This is a genomic window from Xanthomonas cissicola (genome assembly GCF_008801575.1).
In the GTDB taxonomy this organism is placed as follows: domain Bacteria; phylum Pseudomonadota; class Gammaproteobacteria; order Xanthomonadales; family Xanthomonadaceae; genus Xanthomonas; species Xanthomonas cissicola.
In genome coordinates, this window is record NZ_VZPL01000005.1 from 1 (window position 1) to 22357 (window position 22357).

Consider the following 22357-nt stretch of genomic DNA (forward strand, 5'->3'; position numbering starts at 1 on the left):
CCGATGCACCGCCCCCGCCACCGGCGGCCGCCAGCGCACCGGCGCCTGCGCCAGCCGCCGGCCGCGCAGCGCCTGCGGCCGCAACTGCAGCTGCCCCCGCAGCAATGCCCAACCCCGCAGCGGGGCCAGCCCCGGATCCGGCAACGCCGGCCGCGCCACCTGCCACGATCGTGCCGATTCCCAAGGGACCCGAGGTCAAGGTCACGCCCGAGCTGGTCGCCGAAGGCAAGAAGATCTATTTTTCGGCCGGCTGCAATGCCTGTCACGGCGGTACCGGTGGCGGTGGCATGTGCCCGCCGTTGACCAACGACATCTGGGTGTATGGCAGCGACGACGACACCTTGCGCACGCTGATCAGCGAAGGCACCGCGGCCATGATCACCCACGGCAAGACCCGTATCGGGCACGAAAAGGTGGCGGGGCAGATGCCGCCGTTCGCGCCGGTACTCAAGCCCGGCGATACCGAAAAGTTGCTCGCCTTCATCCACTCGATCAACAAGACCGCGGGCAAGGCGCAATGAGGTCAGCGCCTGCTCGCTGGTCGCGCATGTGTGCAGCAGGGATGCTGGGTGCGTTGCTGCTGGCGGGCTGCCAGCGCGATGCCGTCACACCGGCCTCCACCACCGCACCTGCGGCGAGCGGCAACGCAACACCGGCGCCGGCGCCGGCGCCGGCAACGCCGCCGGTGCTTGCGTATGTGCCCAATCAACGCAGTGGCACCGTTTCGGTGATCGATACGCACACCGACACGGTGGTGCGCACGCTCAGCGCGCAGGGCCAGCTCGGCAAGCGCTTGCAGCAGCTACTGCCCGGCCCGCAAGGGCATCTGTACCTGATCGATGCCGAACACCACAGGTTGGTCGAACTGGATAGCGAAAGAGATGCGGTGTTGCGCAGCGTGGACATCGGCGAGAACGCCGAAGGCATCGCGTTGTCGCCGGACGGCAAGCAATTGGCGATATGCGTGGAAGGCCAGAATCAGGTGATGCTGATCGACGCGGCGCAACTCGCCGTGCAGCAGGTGATCGCCACGCGCGGGCAGGCGCCGGAGCATTGCGCCTACACCCCGGATGGCAAGTGGTTGCTCACCAGCAATGAAGGCTCCAACGACATGGACATGATCGAACTGGCCACCCATCGATCGCGCGGTGTGGTGGCCACCAGCGGTCATCCGCGCGGCATGGCGTTCGCACCCGACGGGCACAGCGTGTACATCGCGCAGGAAACCGCCAACGTGGTGGACGTGATCGACCTGCAGACGCGTCAGCGTCGCGCCAGTCTGCCGGCCGGCGTGCGCACCGCCGGCGTCGCGCTGTCGGCCGATGGCACGCGGCTGTATGCGTCCAACGGTGGCGCAGGCACGGTCAGCGTGATCGATCTCAATATCGCGCGCGCGCTGGCCGAGATTCCGGTTGGGCAGCGTCCGTGGAATCCGGCGTTGACGCCTGCCGGCGACAAGCTCTATGTCGCCAACGGGCGATCCAACAGCGTGAGCGTGATCGACACCGCCAGCTTGCGCGAACTCAAACAGATCCCCGTGGGCGAGCTGCCGTGGGGCGTGATCATCGCGCGCTGAGCGGCCGGCAGGCCGACGGCTTCAGGGAGGCCGGATGAAGACACGCGCTGCGGTGGCCTGGGGTCCGCACCAGCCGTTGACCATCGAAGAAGTAGACCTGCAGCCGCCGCGTCCCGGCGAGGTGCTGGTGCGCCTGGTCGCCACCGGCATTTGCCATGGCGATGCGCATGCGTTGGCGCATGGCCATGCCGGCAGCTTTCCGGCGATCCTGGGGCAGGAGGGCGCCGGCATTGTCGAAGACGTCGGGATCGGCGTCACCAGCGTGCGGTCCGGCGATCACGTGATTCCGCTGTATATGCCCGAATGCGGCGTGTGCAAATTCTGCCGTTCCGGCCGTACAAATTTGTGCCAGGCGATTCGCAGCAGCCAGGAACGTGGCCTGATGCCTGACGGCAGCAGCCGGTTTTCGTTGCATGGGCGGCCGATCCTGCATCACATGGGCACCAGCACGTTTTCCGAATACACCGTATTGCCGGAGATTGCAGTCGCACGCATCCATCCGGAGGCGCCGCTGGAGCAGGCCTGCCTGCTCGGCTGCACGGTCACCACCGGCGTCGGTGCGGTGCTCAACAGCACGCATGTGCGGCCGGGCGATTGCGTGGCGGTGTTCGGGCTGGGCGGCATCGGATTGTCGGTGATACAGGGCGCGCTGCTGGCGCAGGCCGGCCGCATCATCGCGGTGGACATCGACCCTGCGAAATTCGCACTGGCACGTACGCTGGGCGCCACCGATTGCCTAGATCCGCGCGACTACGGTGCGCCGATCCAGCAGGTGATCGTGGACCTGACCGATGGCGGTGCCGACCACAGTTTCGAATGCGTCGGCGATGTCGGCGCGATGCGGGCGGCGCTGGAGTGTTGCCACAAGGGCTGGGGCGAGAGCGTCATCCTGGGCATGGCCGACGACACGCAGGAAATCAGCACGCGCCCGTTTCAATTGGTCACCGGGCGGGTGTGGCGCGGCAGCGCCTTCGGCGGCGTCAAAGGCCGCAGCGAGCTACCCGGTTACGTCGAACGCTATCTGCACGGCGATATCCAGCTGGCGCCGTTGATCACGCGCACGCTGGCGCTGGATGACATCAACCAGGCGTTGACGGACCTGCGTGCGGCGCGCGGCATCAAATCCATCGTGGCGTATTGAAGGAGATGCACATGGCAGCAGGCAGATGCAGGACAGCGACGCTGCATCGCACGGGATTGGCAGGCGCATGGGCCATGACCCTGCTCGCACGCAGCGCATTGGCCGTTGCAGCGGAAACACCGCAAGTCACCTGGTTGGACCGTATCGAGGTCACCGCCACGCCGATCCCCGGCACCACCATCGATGCGGCGCAATTGCCGTACATGGTGCAGTCGGCAAGCAACGCCGAGCTGTCGCGTGGGCGCAGCAACAACCTGAGCGATCTGCTGCAGCGGCGCTTCGTCGGCGTGGACGGCAACGACGTGCAGGGCAGCGCGTTCCAGAACGATCTCACCTTCCACGGTTTTCGCGCTTCTGCCTTGCCGGGCGCTTCGCAAGGGGTGTCGGTGTATCTGGATGGCGTACGGTTCAACGAACCGTTCGCCGATATCGTCAGTTGGGACATGCTGCCCGAAGCGGCGATCACCGCGGTGACGCTGATGCCGGGTTCCAACCCGTTGTTCGGGCCGAACACGCTGGGCGGCGCGGTGGTGCTGTCTACCGCGTCGGGGCTGACCGCACCGGGATTACAGGGCGAATTGAGTATCGGCAGCGGCGCGCGCAAGCGGCTGGATGCCGGTTATGGCGTCGCCGGCGCCGACGGCTGGCATGGCTTCGTTGCGGTGACCGGCTTCGACGAAAACGGCTGGCGTGCTGCCTCCGAAGGCCGGCTTGGCACCGTGTTCGGCAAGGTCGGTAAGCAAGGCGAGCAGACCGACTGGAGCCTGTCGCTGCTGCACGGGCGCAGCCGTCTGATCGGCAATGGCCTGCTGCCGGACACGCGGTATACCGACGAGGGGCCAGAGCCCGGCTTGTATCGCGCCGATCGGCGTTCGGTGTATACCTCGCCCGATCTCACCCGCAATCGCAACACCTTATTGACCGTGCAGCTGGACCATCGTTTCGATGCAGACAGTGCGTTGCACGCCCTCGCTTATTCGCGCGTAGGGCGCCGCGACACTGTCAATGGCGATATCGGCGAAGACTACGAAGCGTTCGTCGAAGAATGCGCGTCCGGTTACGCGGCCGATGGCAGCGCACTGGATGCCGAGTGCGATGTCGCCCGCACCGATGCCGACACGTTGCACACCGGCGCGCTCAACACCACCCAGATGCGTCAGCAAGCACAGGGCGTCGCGCTCAACCTGAGCATGCAGCGGGGCGCGCACGCGCTCACGGCGGGTGTCACCTTCGATCGCGGCCATGTGCGTTACCGGCAGTTCGCCCGCGATGGCTGGGTGCAGCCCGACCGCTCGGTCGCTGCCGATCCCGATGCCGAACGCGCCTTCTTTTCCGGTGTACGCGGCAGCACCGAGACGCTGGGCATGTTCCTCGCCGACACCTGGGCGCTGAGCAATGCGACCCATCTCACCGCTGCAGTGCGCTGGAATCGTGTGGTGGTGGACAACATTCTTTCCACCGCCGACGACGGCGACCGCCCACGCGAGCGCTTCGTCTATGCCAAGGCCAACCCGTCGTTGGGCCTTACGCATCGGCTCGATTCGGGGCTGACGCTGTACGGCTCGGTCGCGCAGAACAGCCGTGCACCGACCGCCATCGAATTGGGCTGCGCCGATCCCACCCAGCCCTGTCGGTTGCCGACCGGCCTGCAGGCCGATCTGCGGCTGGAGCAGATCATCTCGCGCACCTACGAACTGGGCGCGCGCTGGACGCCGTCGGCCGACCGCAACGCCACGCTGTCGGTCTACCGCGCCGACAATCGCGACGACATTCTGTTTCTACGCGCACCGGATACGCAATTGGGCTACTTCGACAATGTCGGCCGCACGCGCTATCAGGGCGTGGACGCGGCACTGCATCTGCGCAGCGGCGATTGGCAGTGGTGGGCCGGCTACAGCTACCTGGATGCCACTTACCGCAGCGGTGGCCAATTGCTGTCCGGCGAGCGCGTGATCGCGCTGCGGCCGGGCCTGCGGATCGCCGCGCTACCGCGGCACAACCTCAAGCTCGGGATGGCGTGGCAGCGCGATGCGCTGACGCTGGGCGTAGGCGTGCGTGCGGTCTCCGGGCGGGTGGCCAGCGGCAACGAAGATGGCCAGGTCGACAATGCCGAAGAAGGCCAGACCGCACCCGAGCGCCTCGACATCGGCAGCGCCGGCTATGCCCTGGTCGACCTGCAGGCGCGCTGGACCATCAACGCGCGGGTGTCGCTGTTCGCCCGGATCGACAACGTCTTCGACCGCCACTACGCCACCTATGCCGCCGTGGCCGAAGACGTGTTTCCCGACGGCGAACTCGCACGTCCGCAGGATGCGCCAGTGGAAACCGGCCCGGCACGCTTTCTCGCACCTGGTGTGCCGCGACAGTATTTGATTGGGTTGCGTTGGGCGCTTTGACTACGGGAATGGGGAATCGGGAATGGGGAATCGTAGAGCGTCAGCGAACTGCTTTTCTCCATTCCCGATTCCCCATTCACCCCGTCTCCAGCCCATGCTTGCGCAGCTTGCGGTACAGCGTGTTGCGACTGATACCCAGGGCATCGGCGGTGCGGCTGACATTCCAGCGGTGGCGTTCGAGTTGTTGCTGCAGCACCAGCCGCTCGGCCTGATCCAATGCCACGCGGCCAGACATATCGTCGGCCGCGACCGCTCGTCCATCGACCAGGCAGGGTGCGCTGCCGGCGTCGACGATCTCCTGCGGCAGATTCGGCAAGCGAATCACCTCGTCACTGCACAGCACGGCCGCCGTGCGCAGCACGTTGCGCAGTTGGCGCAAGTTACCCGGCCAGGCGTAGCTGAGCAGCTTGTGCAGCGCCTCTTCGCTGATGCGCACGCCTTGCTCGCCGTTTTCTTCGCGCAGCAGCGTGCGAATCAGCTCGGCCTTGTCGCTGCGTTCGCGTAGCGGCGGCAGGTGCAGCACCACGCCGTTGAGGCGGTAGTACAGGTCCTCGCGGAATTCGCCGGCGGCCACCATCTGCGCCAGGTCGCGGTGGCTGGCGCTGATCACGTGCAGTTCCAGCGGCATCGCACGGTCGCTGCCCAGCGGGGTCACGCTCTGTTCTTCGAGCACGCGCAGCAGCCGCGTCTGCAGCGGCAGCGGCATGTCGCCGATCTCGTCCAGGAATAAGGTGCCTCCGCTGGCCTGCAGCAACTTGCCGTGGCGGCCTTCGCGCGCGGCATCGGTGAACGCGCCGCGTGCGTAGCCGAACAGTTCGCTCTCGATCAGCGCCTCGGGGATCGCCGCACAGTTCACCGCCACGAACGGCCGCGCCGCCCATGGCGAGCCGCGGTGCACCGCCTTGGCGAACTCCTCCTTGCCGGTGCCGGTGGCGCCACATAGCAGGATCGACACGCGATGCGCGACCAGCTTCAGCGCGTTGTCCAGGTTGTGGCGCATGCGCGGATCGGAGCCGACGTGTTCGCGTGCGTAAGCCGCCTGGTCATCGTCGGCGGTGGTGGCCTGCGCGCCGCCAGCAACCACGTTGCGGCGCGGCGGCTGCGCCAGGGCGAAGAAGCGGCGTCCGTGGCAGGCGCAGCGGATCGACCACAGCGTGCTGGCGTCGTTGCGCGCACGCTGCTCCACGGTGTCGAAGTCCAGCTGCATCACCTGCGAGATGTCGCGCCCGACCAGCAGGCTGCGGTCGCCCTTGCCGAGCTGTTCCAGTGCCGCTTCGTTGACGGCCAGCACGCAGCCGTCGGCGCCGATCGCCATCAGCGCCTCGTGCAACAGGCCGGCGAACTCCGGGCGGCTGTGGAAGCGCAGGATCCACGCGTGCCGGTACTGCGCCAGGAAATACGAACGTGCGATCTGTGCCGCCGACATGCGCACCAGCGCGCTGGTATGGCGTTGTACCAGCCTGGTGTCGCGCGCATCCGGTGTGGACGCATCCAGCACCGCCAGCAATTGCCCGTGCGGGTCGAGGATGGGCGCACCGCTGCACGACAGCGGCAGGTGCCGGGCCAGGTAATGCTCGCCGCGGTGCACGCCGAGCGCGCTGCGCTCCACCGCGCAGGTGCCGATACCGTTGGTGCCCTGGTAGCGCTCGGCCCAGCTGGCGCCGCAGAACAACCCGGTCTGGCGGAATTCGCGCAGCAATGCCGGGTCGTGCACGCTGTGCAGCAAGGTCGCCTCGGCGTCGGCGAACACCACGGCGTAGCCGCCGCCGGCGATCTGCTCGTAGAGGTTCTCCATCTCCACCTTGGCGATGCGCAGCACTTCCTCAAGCCGCTGCTGGCGCTCGCGCAGCTCGCTGCCGTCATGGACCATCGGCGACGGGGGAGCATCCGGACTCAGCCCATACTCGTCCAGGCAGCGCTGCCACGAGCGCGCCAGCGCTGGCGGCAGTGGTTCGATCTGGCGGAAGCGGCGCATCCGCGCCAGCAACGCGGATTCGGCCTCGGCAGCGGACGAGGGCCCAGGCGTGGCCTGCAGGAGGTTGGCGACAGTCACTTCCGACACGTGGCGCTTCCTCGGTCCCTACCCGGGGCCAGAGCGGCAGTGACGCATAAACCGGGGCGAGGCTCAAACCGCGGTGCAGCAAACGCCGGGATTGGAGATTGGGGGTTGGGGAGTAGGGATTGGCAAGAGCGGCTTGGCTGGGGTGGCTCCTTTTGCGCCTCGGCCAAAACGAAAAAACCGCGCGATCGCGCGGTTCTTCGTGGCCTCAAAACGCAGGATTGCTGCTTTGCGACTCCCCAATCCGACTTCCTAATCCCAGGCTTACAACGCGTAGCCGAACTGCTGCTTGAACTGGTCGTTGAACTCGGCGAAGTCGAAGCGCTGGTTCTGGGTGCCGGGGTGTTCCACTTTCAGTGCGCCCATCAGGTTGCCCATGCGGCCGATCGTCAACCAGTCGTAGCCACCCTGGATGCCGTAGATCAGGCCAGCGCGGAACGCGTCGCCGCAGCCGGTCGGGTCGACCACGCGCCGCTCGTGCGCCGGCGGAATGTCGTAGGTTTTCTCCGGGGTATGCACCAGCGCGCCCTTGGGGCCCTGCGTGGTGATGTAGGCCTGCACGCGCGAGACGATGTCTTTTTCGTCCCAGCCGGTGCGCTCCTGCAACAGGTTCGACTCGTAGTCGTTGACCACCACGTACTGGGCCTGCTCGATGAACTGGCGCAGCTCCGGGCCGTTGAACAGCGGCATCGCCTGGCCAGGGTCGAAGATGAAAGGAATGCCAGCAGCAGCGAACTCTTCCGCGTTCTGGATCATGCCTTCGCGCCCGTCCGGGCCGACCAGGCCGAGGGTCACGCCCGGCACATCCTTCACGTGGTTTTCGTAGCTGCGCATCATCGCGCCCGGATGGAAGGCGGTGATCTGGTTGTTATCGTGGTCGGTGGTGATGAAGGCCTGCGGGGTGAACAGGTCGTCGATGATCTTCACCCGCGACAGGTCGATGCCCAACGTTTCGAAGTGTTCGCGGTACGGGCCGAAATCCTGGCCGACGGTGCCCATCGGGATCGGCGCGCCACCGAGCAGATGCAGGTTGTAGGCGATGTTGCCGGCGCAGCCGCCGAACTCGCGGCGCATGCGCGGCACCAGGAACGACACATTCAGGATATGCACCTTGTCCGGCAGGATGTGGTTCTTGAACTGGTCCGGAAACACCATGATGGTGTCGTAGGCGAGGGAACCACAGATCAGTGCGGACATCGAGTCGGGCCTTTGCGTTGGGAAAACCCGCCAATTGCCGGGCATGGCAGCGGGACGGCGCGTGCGCCGCGGCGCAAAGGGTAACGGCTGCGGCCGATCAGAGCCAGAACCGCATGCCATGGCCGGCGTGACCGGCACATGAAAACGGGGGCGAAATCGCCGATTTTTCCTTGCTCACCCCGGGGGGGATTGCTAGGCTAGCCGACTTCGTTTTCTGCCCAAAATTTCGCCAGTCTGGCGGCGGGCACGCGACTTACCCAGGAACGACTCCCTCGATGTTCAAGAAACTCCGCGGCATGTTCTCCAACGACCTGTCCATCGATTTGGGCACGGCCAATACGCTGATCTACGTGCGCGGACAGGGCATCGTGCTGAACGAGCCGTCGGTGGTTGCGGTGCGTCAGGATCGCGCGATCGGCGGCACGCGCTCGGTCGCCGCCGTCGGTGCGGAGGCCAAGCAGATGCTCGGCCGTACCCCTGGCCACATCACCACGATTCGCCCGATGAAGGACGGCGTCATCGCCGACTTCACCTACACCGAGGCGATGCTGAAGCATTTCATCAAGAAGGTGCACAAATCGCGCTTCCTGCGCCCCAGCCCACGCGTGCTGGTGTGCGTGCCGGCTGGCTCCACGCAGGTCGAGCGTCGCGCCATCAAGGAATCTGCGGAAGAGGCCGGTGCGCGCGACGTCTATCTGATCGAAGAGCCGATGGCCGCGGCGATCGGTGCCGGCATGCCGGTCACCGAGGCGCGCGGCTCGATGGTCATCGACATCGGCGGCGGCACCACCGAGGTGGCGGTGATCTCGCTCAACGGCATCGTGTATTCGCAGTCGGTACGTGTGGGTGGCGACCGGTTCGACGAGTCGATCACCAATTACGTGCGCCGTAACCACGGCATGCTGATCGGTGAGGCCACGGCCGAGCGCATCAAGCTGCAGATCGGCTGCGCCTACCCGCAGGACGAGGTGCAGGAGATGGAAATCTCCGGCCGCAACCTCGCCGAGGGCGTGCCGAAGATGATCAAGATCAATTCCAACGAAGTGCTCGAAGCGCTGCACGAGCCGTTGTCGGGCATCGTCTCGGCAGTGAAGCTGGCGCTGGAGCAGACACCGCCGGAACTGTGCGCCGACGTCGCCGAGCGCGGCATCGTGCTCACCGGTGGCGGCGCGCTGCTGCGCGATCTGGACCGGCTCATCTCCGAAGAAACCGGCCTGCACGTGCAGGTGGCCGACGACCCGCTCACCTGCGTGGCCCGCGGTGGCGGCCGGGCACTGGAGCTGGTGGACATGCATGGCAACGAGTTCTTCGCGCCGGAGTGAAGCGCTCGGGAATCGGGAATCGGGAAAGGGGAATCGTGAGAGCGGTTCCTGCCTACGGCCCTGAGTGGTTGCATCGTGATCCCGCCAATTTGAGTTCTCGCCTTACCCGTCGCGTGGGCAGCCACCTGCTCCCCGATTCCCTATTCCCGACTCCCCATTCCCGGCCCTGACAGTGCCCTCCTACGCCGGTCCTCCCGTCGCCTCCCGTCCGGGCGAAGTCACCTCCACGCTGCGCCTGCTGGTCTATCTGGTGCTGGCGATCGTGCTGATTGCGCTCGATAGCCGCGGTGGTTGGCTCAGCCAGGTGCGCATGCAGGCCAATCTGCTGATCCAGCCGATCTGGGCGGTGGCCGGGCTGCCGGGACGCATCGGCTCGCAGGTGCGCGACAACGCCGCAACGCATGCGCAACTGGTGGAAGAGACCCGGGATCTGCGTAACCAACTGCTGGTCGCCAATGCGCGCCTGACCCGGTTGCAAACCGCGGCCCTGGATAACGCGCAACTGCGCGAACTGCTCAACGTGGCCGAGCGCCGCGGCCTGGATGTGCAACTGGCGCCGATCCTGAACATCGATCTGGATCCGACGCGCCAACGCTTGCTGCTGGACGCCGGTAGCCGCGAAGGGGTGGTGCTGGGCCAGGCGGTGATCGATGCCGGCGGCCTGATGGGGCAGGTGATCGAAGTCACCCCGCTGCACTCCACCGTGTTGCTGCTCACCGACCCCGACCACGCAGTGCCGGTCAGCGTGGCGCGCAATGGCGTGCGGCTGATCGTCTACGGGCGCGGCGACCGCCTGGAACTGCGCGACATCCCGCTCAGTGCCGGCGTGCAGGTGGGCGATGAAATCGTCACCTCGGGCCTGGGCGGCCGCTTCCCGGCCGGCTTCCCGGTCGGCAAGGTCTCCGAGTTGCATCCCGACGATACCCACGCCTTCCTGGTCGGCGAACTGACCCCGGCCGCCAAGCTCGATCGCGGCCGCGATGTGTTGCTGCTGCGTGCCGGCAAGCCGTTGCGGTTGGTGCCTGGAATGGGGAATGGGGAATCGGGAATTGGGAATGGAAACAGCAACAGCAACAGCAACAGCAACGCGGCGCCTGCTGCTGCGCCGGCGACCGCGCCGGTGAGCAGAACGCCGGGCACTCCGACGGGCGGCGCTTCCAATGCGGCGATCAATGCGGCACGCCCGCCGGCTGCGTCATCGGGCGCCGCGACCGCAGCCGGCGTCGCACCGCGCGCGCAGCCCGCGCCGGCATCTGCCGCGCCTGGCGTACAGCCGTCCGGCGCGGCGGCATCCATCCGCCAGGCCAACGTGTCCGCCCGTCCATCCACATCGGACGTGAACGAAAACCAGAATCCCGATGCCCGCCCGGCTTCACCGCAGGGCACGCGGGCGACAGCGACTGGACAATCGGGGGCAAGTAACCGCAACGCCCCGCCAACGCAGGGCGCCGCGCCTAACGATTCCCGATTCCCGATTCCCGATTCCCGTCCGTCTCCGCCGGAGACGGACCGATGACCCGCATGCGCAACACCTGGATCCTGCCGGCGAGCATCTTCATTGCGCTGGTCCTGGGCCTGCTGCCGTTGCCGATGGTGGTGCAGCCGCTGCGGCCTTACTGGCTGGCGTTGGTGCTGGCGTACTGGGTCATCGAGGAGCCGGATCGGGTCGGGCTGGGCCTGGCCTTCGTGGCCGGCGTGCTGGCCGACCTGCTGTATGGCGGGCTGCTCGGCGAACAGGCGCTGCGGCTGGTGATCATGACCTTCATCCTGCAGCGCTTCCGCGCGCGCATGCGGTTTTTCCCGGTCTCGCAACAGGCGCTGGCAATCGGCGGGCTGCTGCTCAACGACCGCATCGTGTCTTCGGCAGTGCATCTGGCCGTGGGCGAGCCGAGCCTGCCGTGGAGCTACTGGTGGGCGCCGCTGCTGGGCATGGCCTTGTGGCCGCCGCTGTTCGTGGTGCTGGATGCGGTGCGGCTGGGCAAGCGGGGCAAGAAATAAGCCATGCACGGGCGCCGTCATCCGAAGAATCCGCATGCGGAGGCCGAACAGTTCCGCCGCCGCGCGGTGCTGGGCTTTGCGATGGTGGTGATCTGCCTGGTCGGCCTGGGCGGCTGGTATTTCAAGCTGCAGGTGCTCGACCACGAGGTCTACGCCACCCGTTCGGAGGCCAACCGCATCAAGCCCAAGCCGGTGGTGCCCGGGCGCGGCATGATCTACGACCGCACCGGCCGGCTGCTGGCCGAGAACGTGCCGGCCTTCCGTCTGGACGTGACCCCCGACAAGGTCGCCGACATGAACGCCATGCTGGACGCGTTGGGCAAGGTGATCCCGATCGCGCCGGAGGATCTGGAGCGCTTCAACCGCGAGCGCCGCGCGCGCCGCAGCTTCCTGCCGGTGACGCTCAAGCTGCGCATGAGCGATGAAGAGATGGCGCGCTTTGCGGTGGAGCGCTGGCGCTTCCCCGGTGTGGAGCTGGAGCCGTATCTGACCCGGCGTTATCCCTACGGCCCGTTGTTCGCGCACATCATCGGCTATGTGGGCCGGATCGACGAAAAAGACCTGGCGGTACTGGGCGAGGGCAATGCTGCGCTCACCCACATGGGCAAATCCGGGCTGGAGCGCTACTACGAGCAGGATCTGCGCGGGCAGGTCGGTTACGAGCAGGTCGAAACCAACGTGCAGGGGCGGGCCATCCGTACCGTCGGCCGGGTCGCGCCGCAGTCGGGTGCGGATCTGCGCCTGTCGGTAGACGCCGACCTGCAGCGCGCGATGGTGGCCGCCTTCGGCGAGCACGAAGGGGCGGCCATCGCGATGGACCCGCGCACCGGCGAGATCCTGGGCATGGTCAGCCTGCCCAGCTACGACCCCAATCTGTTCGTCAACGGCATCTCGCATACCGATTTCAAGATGCTCAACGACAACCCCTCGCGTCCGCAGTTCAACCGGCTGGTGCTGGGGGGCGTGGCGCCGGGCTCCACGCTCAAGCCGCTGATCGCGTTGGCCGGCCTGGACAGCGGCCTGCGCCGGCCGGAAGACCGGGTGCTGTCCACCGGCATGTTCTACCTGCCCGGCGTCAGTCGCGGTTGGGGCGATTCGCACCGTGGCGGCCATGGCTGGACCGACCTGCGCAAATCGATCGCCCAGTCGGTCAATACCTATTACTACCGCCTGGCGGTGGACATGGGCATCGAGCGCTTCGACCACTACATGGGCGAGTACGGCTTTGGCCAACCCACCGGTGTGGATCTGCTGGGCGAAATCGGCGGCATCCTGCCGTCGCCGGCCTACAAGTACAAGACGCGCAAGGAGCGCTGGTATCCCGGCGACACGGTCAACATCGCCATCGGCCAGGGCGACTGGAAGGTGACACCGCTGCAGCTGGTGCGCGGCGTCTCGGCGATCGCCAGTGGCCTGCTGCTGCGCCCGCATCTGGTGCTGGAAGAGCGCACCGGTTTCGATCACCCCTGGGAGCCGATGATCCAGCCGCCAGGCAAGCCGCTCAGCCAGAACCCCGCGCATCTGCAAGTGGTGCGCGAAGGCATGATGGACACCATGCGGCCCGGCGGCACCGGCTACGCCATCACCCCTGGCGCGCCGTACCAGATGGCGGGCAAGACCGGCACCGCGCAGGTGGTCAGCCGCAAGGGCGTGGCGGCAGTGGATCCGCGCAGCCTACCGTTGCACCTGCGTCACCGCGGCCTGTTCGTCGGCTTCGCGCCGGCCGACAACCCGGTCATCGCGGTGGCGGTGGCGGTGGAAGGCGGCGGTTTCGGCACCAGCTCCGCGGCGCCGATCGCACGCAAGATCTTCGATGCCTGGCTGCTGGGCAAGATGCCTGCCGGTCTGGAGCCGCTGGACAGCGAGCTGGGCGTGACCGCCGTGGGCGTCAATCAGTTCGAGGCCGGGGTCACCGACGCGCGTGCCGCCGGCGATGCCGCCGCTGCCACGCTGGACGAGTTGCCGGTGGTGATCGGCCAGAGCGCCGTTGCGCTGGACCCCAACATCCCCGCGCGACCGGTGGTGCCGGATGTGCCGGACGCGGTGCAGGAGACCGACCATTGAGCGACATCCTGCGCTGGTTGGCGGACATGGCCGCGCGCTTTACGCGCAGCCTGGACTGGGTGCTGTGCCTGGCGCTGGGCGGCCTGATGGCCATCGGCCTGTCGGTGCTCAAGAGCGCCGGCGGCACTGCCAATGGCGAGCACCTGATGCTGGCGCAGGGCATCCGCTTCATCATCGGGTCGGCGGCGATGTGGGGCATTTCACGCATGTCGGTACTGCGCCTGCGCGCCTGGACGCCGTGGGTGTACGGCTTGTCGATGCTGCCGCTGCTGGCGGTCTTCGCCCTGGGCACCGGTAAATACGGCCGGCAGTGGCTGGATCTGAAAGTGTTCTACCTGCAGCCGGCAGAGCTGCTCAAGATCAGCTTGCCGATGATGGCGGCCTGGTATCTGCACCGCATGCCGCTGCCGCCGCGCATTTCCACCGTGCTGGTGACCGGCGTGATCATCGGCGTGCCCACCGCGCTGATCATGTTGCAGCCGGACTTCGGCACCGGCGTGTTGATCGCTGCCAGCGGCGTGTTCGTGCTGCTGCTGGCCGGCCTGCCGTGGTGGTGGGTGGCCGTCGGTGTGGGTGGGGTGTCTGCGGCTGCGCCGGTGGCATGGTTCTGGCTGCTGCGGCCGTACCAGAAGGACCGCATCATGATGTTCCTCAACCCCGAGAACGATGCGCTTGGCGCGGGCTGGAACATCATCCAGTCCAAGATCGCGATTGGCTCGGGCGGGTTGAACGGCAAGGGCTGGGGTCTGGGCTCGCAATCGCACCTGAACTTCATCCCCGAACAGACCACCGACTTTGCGTTCTCCGTGCTCAGCGAAGAATTCGGCTGGATCGGCGTGGCCACCGTGCTGACCCTGTACCTGATCGTCATCGGCCGCTGCCTGTGGATCGCCTCGCAGGCGCGCGACACTTATTCGCGCCTGGTTGCCGGCGCCACCGGCCTGGCGTTCTTCGTCTACGTACTGGTCAACGGCGGCATGATTTCCGGCCTGCTGCCGGTGGTGGGCGTGCCGATGCCGCTGATGAGTTACGGCGGTACCTCGGCGGTATCGCTGCTGGCCGGGCTGGGCTTGGTCATGGCAGTGAAGTCGCATCGCCCGGTGCACGGTTACTGATGCGTGTTGGTTGGCGCGGCGTGTAGCGCGCAGCGATGAATGCCACGCGTCAGCAATGACGCGCACATTTTTTCAGCGTGAGCGCAGTGGGTGCGGCGTTGCGATGAAAATGCCGCAGGTTGCGCGTTAGTTTTGCGCACGCCATTGCAATGACGACACAGCGGCGCGGTGCCGCTTCGTTGGCACGGCGCCCGGTTCGCTCGCGGTCTGCGCACGCAGGCGCTGCTCCGTAGAGTCCGCCAGGCTGCTATCGCAGCAGCGGCCGCGTCGCGTCGCTCCGGCAGCACGCGCCATTCCTCTTTCGGGTGATCTCTTCCATGAAACTGCTAGCCGCCGCCATCGGCGGCGTTTGTCTCACACTGGCCGCGCAAGCCGGTGCCGTCGCGTTCGCCACCGGCGATGCGCGCGCTGTCGCGCAACCTGCGATTCCCTCCCTCTGCCAGCCCGCGTTGAAGGCCAGCCAGACGCCGAACGGTCGCTTGTTCGAGGCGGCGCTGGAAAGCGCGCCGCCCGATACCAGAACCATCCAGGCGGCACTCACTGCGTGCAAGAACGGCGCAGTGTTGCTCACCAGCGGCAGCGGCAACGCCTTCCTGACCGGGCCGCTGACGATTCCCGCCGGCGTCACCCTGGTCGTCGATCAGGGCGTCACCGTGTACGGCTCGCGCAACCCGGCCGATTACGGCAGCGGCTGCGGCAGCGCCGCTTCCAAGAGCGGCAGCTGCCTGCCGTTGATCGGCATCAAAGGCGCGAACGCGGGCGTGATGGGCATGCGCACCGGCGGGCGCCAGGGCACCATTGACGGGCGCGGCGACCTGGCCATGCTCGGCAAGAGCACCACCTGGTGGGAGTTCGGCGAAAACGCCAAGAACGCAGGCCAGGTGCAGAACAGCCCCGACCTGATCAAGGTGCAGAACGCCACGGCCTTCACGCTCTACAACATCAACCTGATCAATGCGGCGTATTTCCATTTCTTCGCGCATATCGTCGACGGCCTGACCATCTGGGGCGCGCGGGTGAAGTCGCCGGCCACCAGCCCCAATACCGACGGCCTGGATCTGGACAGCGTGGTCAACGCCACCATCCACGACAGCGATGTGATGGGCGGCGACGACTGCGTGGCGATCAAGACCATCGCCGCCACGTCGGCCAACATCACCGTGCGCAACTCGCGCTGCTACGGCACCCACGGCATCTCGATCGGCAGCGAAGTGATGTCCGGCGTCAGCAATGTGCTGGTCGACAATAATGCGCTGGTGTCCACCGACGATCTGGGCAACCGCAGCACCGACAACAGCGGCCTGCGCATCAAGACCAGCCTCGCCAAGGGTGGTCCGGTCAGTCTGATTACCTATCGCAACACCTGCCTATACGGCGTCAGCAGCCCGTTGGTGATCAACCCGTTCTACGCCGCCGCAACCAGCGGTACCAAACCGACCTTCAGCCAGATCGTGGTCGATGGGCTCAAAACCGGCAACGACGCCGGCGGCAAGGGCTGGATCCTGAAAGGCTTCGATGCGCAGACACCGCTGGATCTGGTGTTGGCCAACGTGGCGCACAGCGACGCGTCGATCAGCGCCAGCAACGCAAAGATCGGGCTGAGCAACAGCGCCGTCACGCCGTCGGGGACTGGCGTCACCACCGGCACCGTGCAGGTCGGCGGTGCGGTGCCCACCTGCTCGGGCGCACCGCGCTTCCCCGCGCTGTGATCTCGCTGGCGCGGCCGTCACTCGCCGCGCCAGACCCGCTGGTGCCTCGCCCGCGAACGTACGTCTTTCAGCATGGCAGATAGGGCTGCGGCCCCATACATCACGACCGCCGCGGGCCGGAACCTTCCGCCCGCAGGCACCACCGGCTCCCCAATCCCGCCATCCCGAATCCCCTGCCGCACACGCGGCAGACTTGACTTTGACTAAAGTCTTTTCGTTTCATGGCCTTATTGCCAGAAGTTCATCTGATGTCTGTTACCCTCGGCCGATGATTCGACGCACCCTGACCTGCCTGCTCACCCTCGGCCTTGTCGCCTGCGCGACCCAGCCCAGCCCTCCGTCCCCGCCACCGGCCGCCAGCGCGCCGCCGGCCAAGCCACCGGTTGCGCCAACCCCGCCCGCAAGCGCCGCCGCCGAGGCGCCTGCGCTTCCGCCAGTCGACCTGACCCCGGTCCCGTTCGAGATCGCCCGCGCCAACTTCGTGCGCGACACCTCGGCCAAGTACGGCATCGATGCCGCGCAGATCGAAGCGGTGCTGGCGCAGGCGCAATTCAAGGACGCCATTGTCACTGCGATGTCGCGCCCGGCCGAACGGGTCAAGCCGTGGAACGAATACCGGCCGATGTTCATCACCCAGGCGCGTATCGACGGCGGCCGCAAGTTTCTCGCCGAACATCGCGCCGAGCTGAGCAAGGTCGAAGCGGCCACCGGTGTGCCGGCACAGGTGATCGTCGCCATCATCGGGGTGGAAACCAGCTACGGCAGCAACGCCGGCAAATACCGCGTGCTGGACGCGTTGTACACGCTGGCGTTCCGCTATCCGCGCAGCGGCGACCCGGCCAAGCTCGAGCGCGAAGTGCGCCGCGAACTGTTTTTCCGCGACGAACTCGGCCAGTTGTTCGCGCTCGGCAAGGAAGAGCAACTCGACGTCACCACCCTGATCGGCAGCTATGCCGGCGCAATGGGCATGGGCCAGTTCATGCCGTCCAGCTATCGCCAGTTCGGCGTGGACGGCGATGCCGACGGCAAGTGCAATTTGTTCACCGACTACAACGACGTGTTCGCCTCGATCGCCAACTACTTCGTCAAGAAGGGCGGCTGGGTGCGTGGCGGGCAGGTCGCGGTGCCGGCCACGCTGGCCGCTGGGCACGAAGAATTCAATCCCACCGACTGGTCGCCGGTGTACACGCTGTCCGAGCTGTCGGCGCGCGGCTATCACCCGAGCGCACCGGTGGTGGCCGGCAGCACCGCCACCCCGATCAGCCTGGACGACGCCAACGGCAAGCAGTATTGGCTGGGCTTCCAGAACTTTTATGCGATCACCCGTTACAACATTTCCAAGATGTATGCGATGGCCGTGTTCCAGCTGTCCGAGGCCATCGCCGGCAAGGAGTTACCCCCGGCATGAACAGCATTGCAGGCCCCAAGTGGCTGATCCCGATGGCGCTGATGCTTGGCCTGGCGGCCTGTAGCAGCGCACCGAAGAAAACTGCCGGCGGCAACGGCAGCGGTGCGATCAAGGGTGTGAAGGTCGAAGGCAAGGGTCCGGCGTATGTCGCCACCGGTTGCCCGTCCACCTCGCCGTATGCGCCCGCCAAGGAAGACCCGTCCACGCGCGGCGACTACACCGCTGGCGGCTTGTACAAGCCCGGGGTGAAAGACTCCACGCCCGATCATGTGCCCAACGTGGCCTGCATCCCCGAGCCACTGGTCACCAACGAGCCGCGCTCGGCGGTGGGGAACCGTTCGCCGTACGAAGTGCTGGGCAAGCGCTATGTGGTGATGGACAACCCGGGCGACTATGTCGAACGCGGCACCGCCTCGTACTACGGCAACAAGTTCCATGGCCGGCTGACCTCCAACAAGGAGGTGTACGACATGTACGCCTTCACCGCCGCGCACAAGACCTTGCCGCTGCCCAGCTTTGCGCTGGTCACCAATACCGACACCGGCCAGTCGGTGGTGGTGCGCGTCAACGACCGCGGCCCATTTCACGACGGCCGCGTGATCGATCTGAGCTATGCCGCGGCGGTGAAGTTGGGCATCACCGGCAAGGGCACCGGCAATGTCGAAGTCCGCGGCCTCACCGAAGCCGACAACGGCAATCTGCTCGCCAAGCGCCGCAGTGGCCAGGCACCGGTGAATACCGCCGTGGCCACGGCGCGGCCGGCTGCCGGCGCCAGTCAGATCGATGGCCTGGTGCAGCGCTTGCCCACGCGCACCGTGCCGCCGCGTGCGGTCGCCACCGGTGCCGGCACCGGCGCCGCGGTGACCGCGTCCACCACAGCCCCCACTGGCAGCGCGCCGGTCGCTGCGGCTGGCGAGCGTTGGCGTTACCGCGTTGCCGACTCGCGCCAACCCGGCAATGCCGACAACTTCGATGCCTGGATGAAGGCGCAGGGCGTGCGTGTGGCCACCGGCAAGCCGGCCGCTGCGGCCCCGCGACCGGCCGCGTCAGTGTCTGCCGCCGTACCCGCCGCGGCGCCGCCAGTGGCGGTTGCGGCGGTCAAGCCGTCCGAAAGCACTGCCTCGCGCCCGCTCAAGGCCGAGCCAGCGCCCGCCAAGGCACCCAGCGTGGCCGAAGCCGCACTCGGCGACATCCTGCTGCAGGTCGCCAGTTTCGCCAGCCGCGAAAACGCCAATCGCGCACTGTCGCAACTGGCCTCGGCGGGGATTGCCGGTGCCAGCGTCAGCGACATCGTCAGTGGCGGGCGCACGCTGTGGCGGCTACGCGTGAATGCGCGCGACCATGCAAATGCGTCGGAGATTGCCCAGCGTATCGCCGGACTCGGTTTTGGTCGTCCGCAGATCGTGGCCAATTAATGCGCACGGGTCGGTCACCACGTCGCTGATCGAGCGTGAGCGCACCCGCTGCTTGCGCGTTGGCTGCATCGGCGTTACCGGGAACGGCTGAGCACCCCAATTGGCGGCCAATATCGCGCATCTGCAAGGCGGATGCGGCCAAGGTCGGCTTCGGCATGCGCGTCGCGGCCCCTCGCGTCGTCTGCATCCAGCCAGCGCCTGCGCACCAGCGTCGCCTCGTTGGACGCTGCAAGCGATGCCTGCACCTGTGCATGCCGCTTCCGGCAGCTCGCCTGAGGCACCACAAGCGTCCGTACGACCGCCGCCATCGCTGAACTGCGCAAGCGCGCGCATCGTGCAACGCGTCGCCCTGATCGCCGTGGCGTCTTACAATTTCGCATTGCCCGGCGTTCGGGCCCGTCAGGAGTCGTTCTTCAATGAAATTCCGCTTCGCCGCCGCTGCCGTGGCCACGTTCGCCTTCGGCCTGGTCTGCGCCCAGACACCTGCGCCGCAGCCGACTCCTGCCGTGGCTGCCGCCCCGGCCGCCTTGCCGGTGCCGCCGGCACCCGCACCGGCCGTGTCCAAGTCCTGGATCCTGATGGACTACGCCACCGGGCAGGTGCTGGCCGGTGAAAACATCCACCAGCAACTGGCGCCGGCCAGCATCACCAAGGTGATGACCTCCTACGTGGTCGCCGCCGAGATCAAGAACGGCAAGGTCAAGCGCGACGACCAGGTCATGATGAGCGAACGCGCCTGGCGCGAAGGCGGTGCGGGCACCGACGGCAGCTACAGCGGCTTCCCGGTCAACCAGACGGCGCGTCTGGAAGACATGGAAAAGGGCATGGCGATCCAGTCCGGCAACGATGCCGCCATCGCGCTGGCCGAGCATGTGGCCGGCAGCGAAGAAGCCTTCGCCTCGCTGATGAACAGCTACGCCGCCAAGATCGGCATGAAGGATTCGTACTTCGTCAACGCGCACGGCCTGAGCGCCGAAGGGCATCACTCCACCGCCTACGACCTGGCCCTGCTGGGCCGCGCGATGGTGCGCGATTACCCGGAAACCTACGCCTACAACAAGATCAAGGAATTTCAGGTCGGCACCATCAAGCAGAGCAACCGTAACCGGCTGCTGTGGCGCGACCCGGCCGTGGACGGCATCAAGACCGGCCACACCTCCGAAGCCGGCTACTGCCTGCTGAGCTCGGCCAAGCGCGGCGATCAGCGTTTGATCGCCGTGGTCATGGGCGACAGCTCCGAAGAACAGCGTGCCACCGATAGCCTGGCGCTGCTCAACTGGGGCTTCCGCTTCTTCGAAACCCACAGCCTGTACGCGCCCGGCAAGGTCGTCACCAAGCAGAAGGTCTGGAAGGGTCAGCAGGACGAAGTGCAGCTCGGCGTGGCACAGCCGTTGCTGGTCAGCCTGCAGCGCGGCCGCTACAACGACCTCAAGCCCAGCATGGAAGTGCCCAAGAACCTGCAGGCGCCGATCAAGCAGGGCCAGCAGGTTGGCACCGTGAAGGTCAGCCTGGACGGCAAGGTCATCGCCCAGGCCCCGCTGGTCGCCATCAACGCCGTCGAAGAAGGCGGATTCTTCAAGCGCCTCTGGGACGCGTTCTGGATGTGGTGGGAATCGGAATAAAGAAAATGCCGGCGAAAGCCGGCTTTTTTTTGGAATCGGGAATTGAGAGTCGGGAATGGTTAGACGCCAGGCACAGCCTTGGCTTTTGCGATTCCCGATTCCCGATTCCCGATTCGCCGTCAAAGCATCCGACTGATCGTAAAACTGCCATACACCGGCGTTTCGCGCTGGGTGTCGAATTCGCGGGTGCGGTGGTAGCGGGCAAGGGCGAATTTCCAGCGGCCGTACATCACCGCCAGGCCGTAGCCCACATCGCCGACGAACGGGCGCTTGTCCACGCTGTGGCTGTTGCGGAAGGTGTTGCCGTCCAGCGTGATGTCGCGGATTACCCAGCGCGCGTCGGTGGTCACGAACAGGTGGCCGGACCAACCGCTGGCGCGCCCGAGCCGGCTGGGGGCGGTGTTTTCGCCCGCCGGGCGGGTCGGGGTGCTGCCGAAGTCGTCCGGCAGTTTCCAGCCGAAGCGGGCCTCGCCGCCGGCATTCAAATGCGTGGCCATGTTGCCGACCGCGCCGCCCCAATGCGAAATGAAGTCCCAGCCGAATCCACCGGCATTGCCGCTGGCATCGGCCGGCCAGCGATGCATGCGCTCGTGCACCAGGTTGATCAGCGGCTCGTTGTGCAGCTGATTGTCCCAGCCCTGGAATTTCTCGTCCCCGAGCGCATCGTGGATCGCATCCTGCGCTTCCTTCGCAAGCGCCCACGGACCGACAATGCCGACCTGCAGCTGCGTGGTGCGCAGGTGCGCATCGTTACGCGCGTTGTAGCCGAAGCTCGCCAGCAGGATGCCCGCATACGGGCGGTCGTCCGGGATGACGTCGCGGCGGGTGTAATCGGTCGGGGTGAAGATCGCCTGGCCGATCGAGAACACCATGTTCTGCTGATCGAATTCGCCCGGGTGTAGCCGCTCCAGATAGCTGTTGACCCACCGCGCAGTCCGCGGCAGGCACGGGTCGTCGGTGTAATCGACCAGGTTCGGCGACACCAGCGTCAGCACCGCACCGTTGGAATACCCCTGGTCCTGATCTTCGCCGCCGAACAGGTCGTTATCGACACGGAAGTTCACCGCAGGCGGCGTGCGCCCAAGGCGGCTGGAATCGCACTGATCCGCCGCCAGGGCCGGCAGCGACAGCCCGGAAAGAGAAAGCAGCAAGGCAGCAGACAACGCGCGCGGTCGAAGCATGGAGGGCCTGGAGAGGGGAGCTGGAATCGGAAAAATGCCTGCGTCTTCTGTTGCGCGGTGTGAAGTGTCTGGTCGCGACTGCAGCCTCTGCCGCTTCGGCTGGCGACCGCGTTGCCAACTACCCATGGCTGCGTTCGGTTAAACAGCCTAGTTG

Annotated in this window: 16 protein-coding genes; 13 read left to right on the plus strand and 3 right to left on the minus strand. The window is 66.6% G+C overall.

Annotated elements, in window-relative coordinates:
• The 4 genes from F7R02_RS03390 to F7R02_RS03405 form a co-directional block, all read left to right on the plus strand.
• On the plus strand, window positions 1-521 hold a 521-nt coding region (locus F7R02_RS03390), incomplete at its 5' end, for a c-type cytochrome (protein ID WP_151210050.1).
• Window positions 518-1576 (plus strand): beta-propeller fold lactonase family protein, encoded by a 1059-nt coding sequence (locus F7R02_RS03395; protein WP_078591323.1) that lies wholly within the window; start codon window positions 518-520, stop codon window positions 1574-1576. The genes F7R02_RS03390 and F7R02_RS03395, both read left to right, overlap by 4 nt.
• Before the next feature lie 34 nt (window positions 1577-1610).
• Window positions 1611-2717, plus strand: a complete 1107-nt coding sequence (locus F7R02_RS03400) for an S-(hydroxymethyl)glutathione dehydrogenase/class III alcohol dehydrogenase (RefSeq protein WP_005911197.1) — start codon at window positions 1611-1613, stop codon at window positions 2715-2717.
• Window positions 2718-2728: 11 nt separating this feature from the next.
• Window positions 2729-5113 carry a TonB-dependent receptor gene (locus tag F7R02_RS03405; protein WP_078591358.1) on the plus strand — a complete coding sequence of 795 codons (2385 nt, stop codon included), beginning with the start codon at window positions 2729-2731 and terminating at the stop codon, window positions 5111-5113.
• Between the two features lie 76 nt (window positions 5114-5189).
• On the opposite strand, the gene F7R02_RS03410 is transcribed toward F7R02_RS03405, so the two are convergent.
• Together F7R02_RS03410 and F7R02_RS03415 are read right to left on the minus strand one after the other, a co-directional pair.
• A complete protein-coding gene (locus F7R02_RS03410; RefSeq protein ID WP_078591324.1) occupies window positions 5190-7175 on the minus strand; it encodes a sigma-54-dependent Fis family transcriptional regulator in 1986 nt (661 codons plus the stop codon).
• Between the two features lie 261 nt (window positions 7176-7436).
• Entirely contained in the window at window positions 7437-8369 is a 933-nt protein-coding gene (locus tag F7R02_RS03415; RefSeq protein ID WP_003482735.1) for a carbohydrate kinase family protein, read from the minus strand.
• Window positions 8370-8644: 275 nt separating this feature from the next.
• Here F7R02_RS03415 and F7R02_RS03420 point away from each other — a divergent pair, with 275 nt between their 5' ends.
• From F7R02_RS03420 to F7R02_RS03465, 9 genes are all read left to right on the plus strand, one after another.
• A complete protein-coding gene (locus F7R02_RS03420) occupies window positions 8645-9691 on the plus strand; it encodes a rod shape-determining protein (protein WP_003482734.1) in 1047 nt (348 codons plus the stop codon).
• Window positions 9692-9863: 172 nt separating this feature from the next.
• Window positions 9864-11207: a rod shape-determining protein MreC gene (gene mreC, locus F7R02_RS03425; RefSeq protein ID WP_078591325.1), complete on the plus strand. Its 1344-nt coding sequence runs from the start codon at window positions 9864-9866 to the stop codon at window positions 11205-11207.
• On the plus strand, window positions 11204-11689 hold the full coding sequence (mreD, locus tag F7R02_RS03430; RefSeq protein ID WP_078591326.1) for a rod shape-determining protein MreD: 486 nt from the start codon (window positions 11204-11206) through the stop codon (window positions 11687-11689). Before mreC ends, mreD begins: the two co-directional genes overlap by 4 nt.
• A 3-nt stretch (window positions 11690-11692) precedes the next feature.
• Window positions 11693-13753, plus strand: coding sequence for a penicillin-binding protein 2 (gene mrdA / locus F7R02_RS03435; protein WP_078591327.1), 2061 nt, complete (start codon window positions 11693-11695; stop codon window positions 13751-13753).
• Window positions 13750-14868, plus strand: coding sequence for a rod shape-determining protein RodA (gene rodA, locus F7R02_RS03440; RefSeq protein WP_011050462.1), 1119 nt, complete (start codon window positions 13750-13752; stop codon window positions 14866-14868). The genes mrdA and rodA overlap by 4 nt, the downstream gene beginning before the upstream one ends.
• 317 nt (window positions 14869-15185) lie before the next feature.
• Window positions 15186-16577 carry a glycoside hydrolase family 28 protein gene (locus tag F7R02_RS03445; RefSeq protein ID WP_033483868.1) on the plus strand — a complete coding sequence of 464 codons (1392 nt, stop codon included), beginning with the start codon at window positions 15186-15188 and terminating at the stop codon, window positions 16575-16577.
• A 268-nt stretch (window positions 16578-16845) separates the two neighbouring features.
• Window positions 16846-17985 (plus strand): lytic murein transglycosylase B, encoded by a 1140-nt coding sequence (gene mltB / locus F7R02_RS03450; RefSeq protein ID WP_078591328.1) that lies wholly within the window; start codon window positions 16846-16848, stop codon window positions 17983-17985.
• Window positions 17982-19400 (plus strand): septal ring lytic transglycosylase RlpA family protein, encoded by a 1419-nt coding sequence (locus F7R02_RS03455; RefSeq protein WP_078583582.1) that lies wholly within the window; start codon window positions 17982-17984, stop codon window positions 19398-19400. Before mltB ends, F7R02_RS03455 begins: the two co-directional genes overlap by 4 nt.
• A 416-nt stretch (window positions 19401-19816) precedes the next feature.
• Window positions 19817-21022 carry a D-alanyl-D-alanine carboxypeptidase family protein gene (locus F7R02_RS03465; protein ID WP_003482723.1) on the plus strand — a complete coding sequence of 402 codons (1206 nt, stop codon included), beginning with the start codon at window positions 19817-19819 and terminating at the stop codon, window positions 21020-21022.
• Between the two features lie 119 nt (window positions 21023-21141).
• On the opposite strand, the gene F7R02_RS03470 is transcribed toward F7R02_RS03465, so the two are convergent.
• Window positions 21142-22203 carry a lipid A deacylase LpxR family protein gene (locus F7R02_RS03470; protein WP_005911164.1) on the minus strand — a complete coding sequence of 354 codons (1062 nt, stop codon included), beginning with the start codon at window positions 22201-22203 and terminating at the stop codon, window positions 21142-21144.
• Between the last annotated feature and the right edge of the window lie 154 nt (window positions 22204-22357).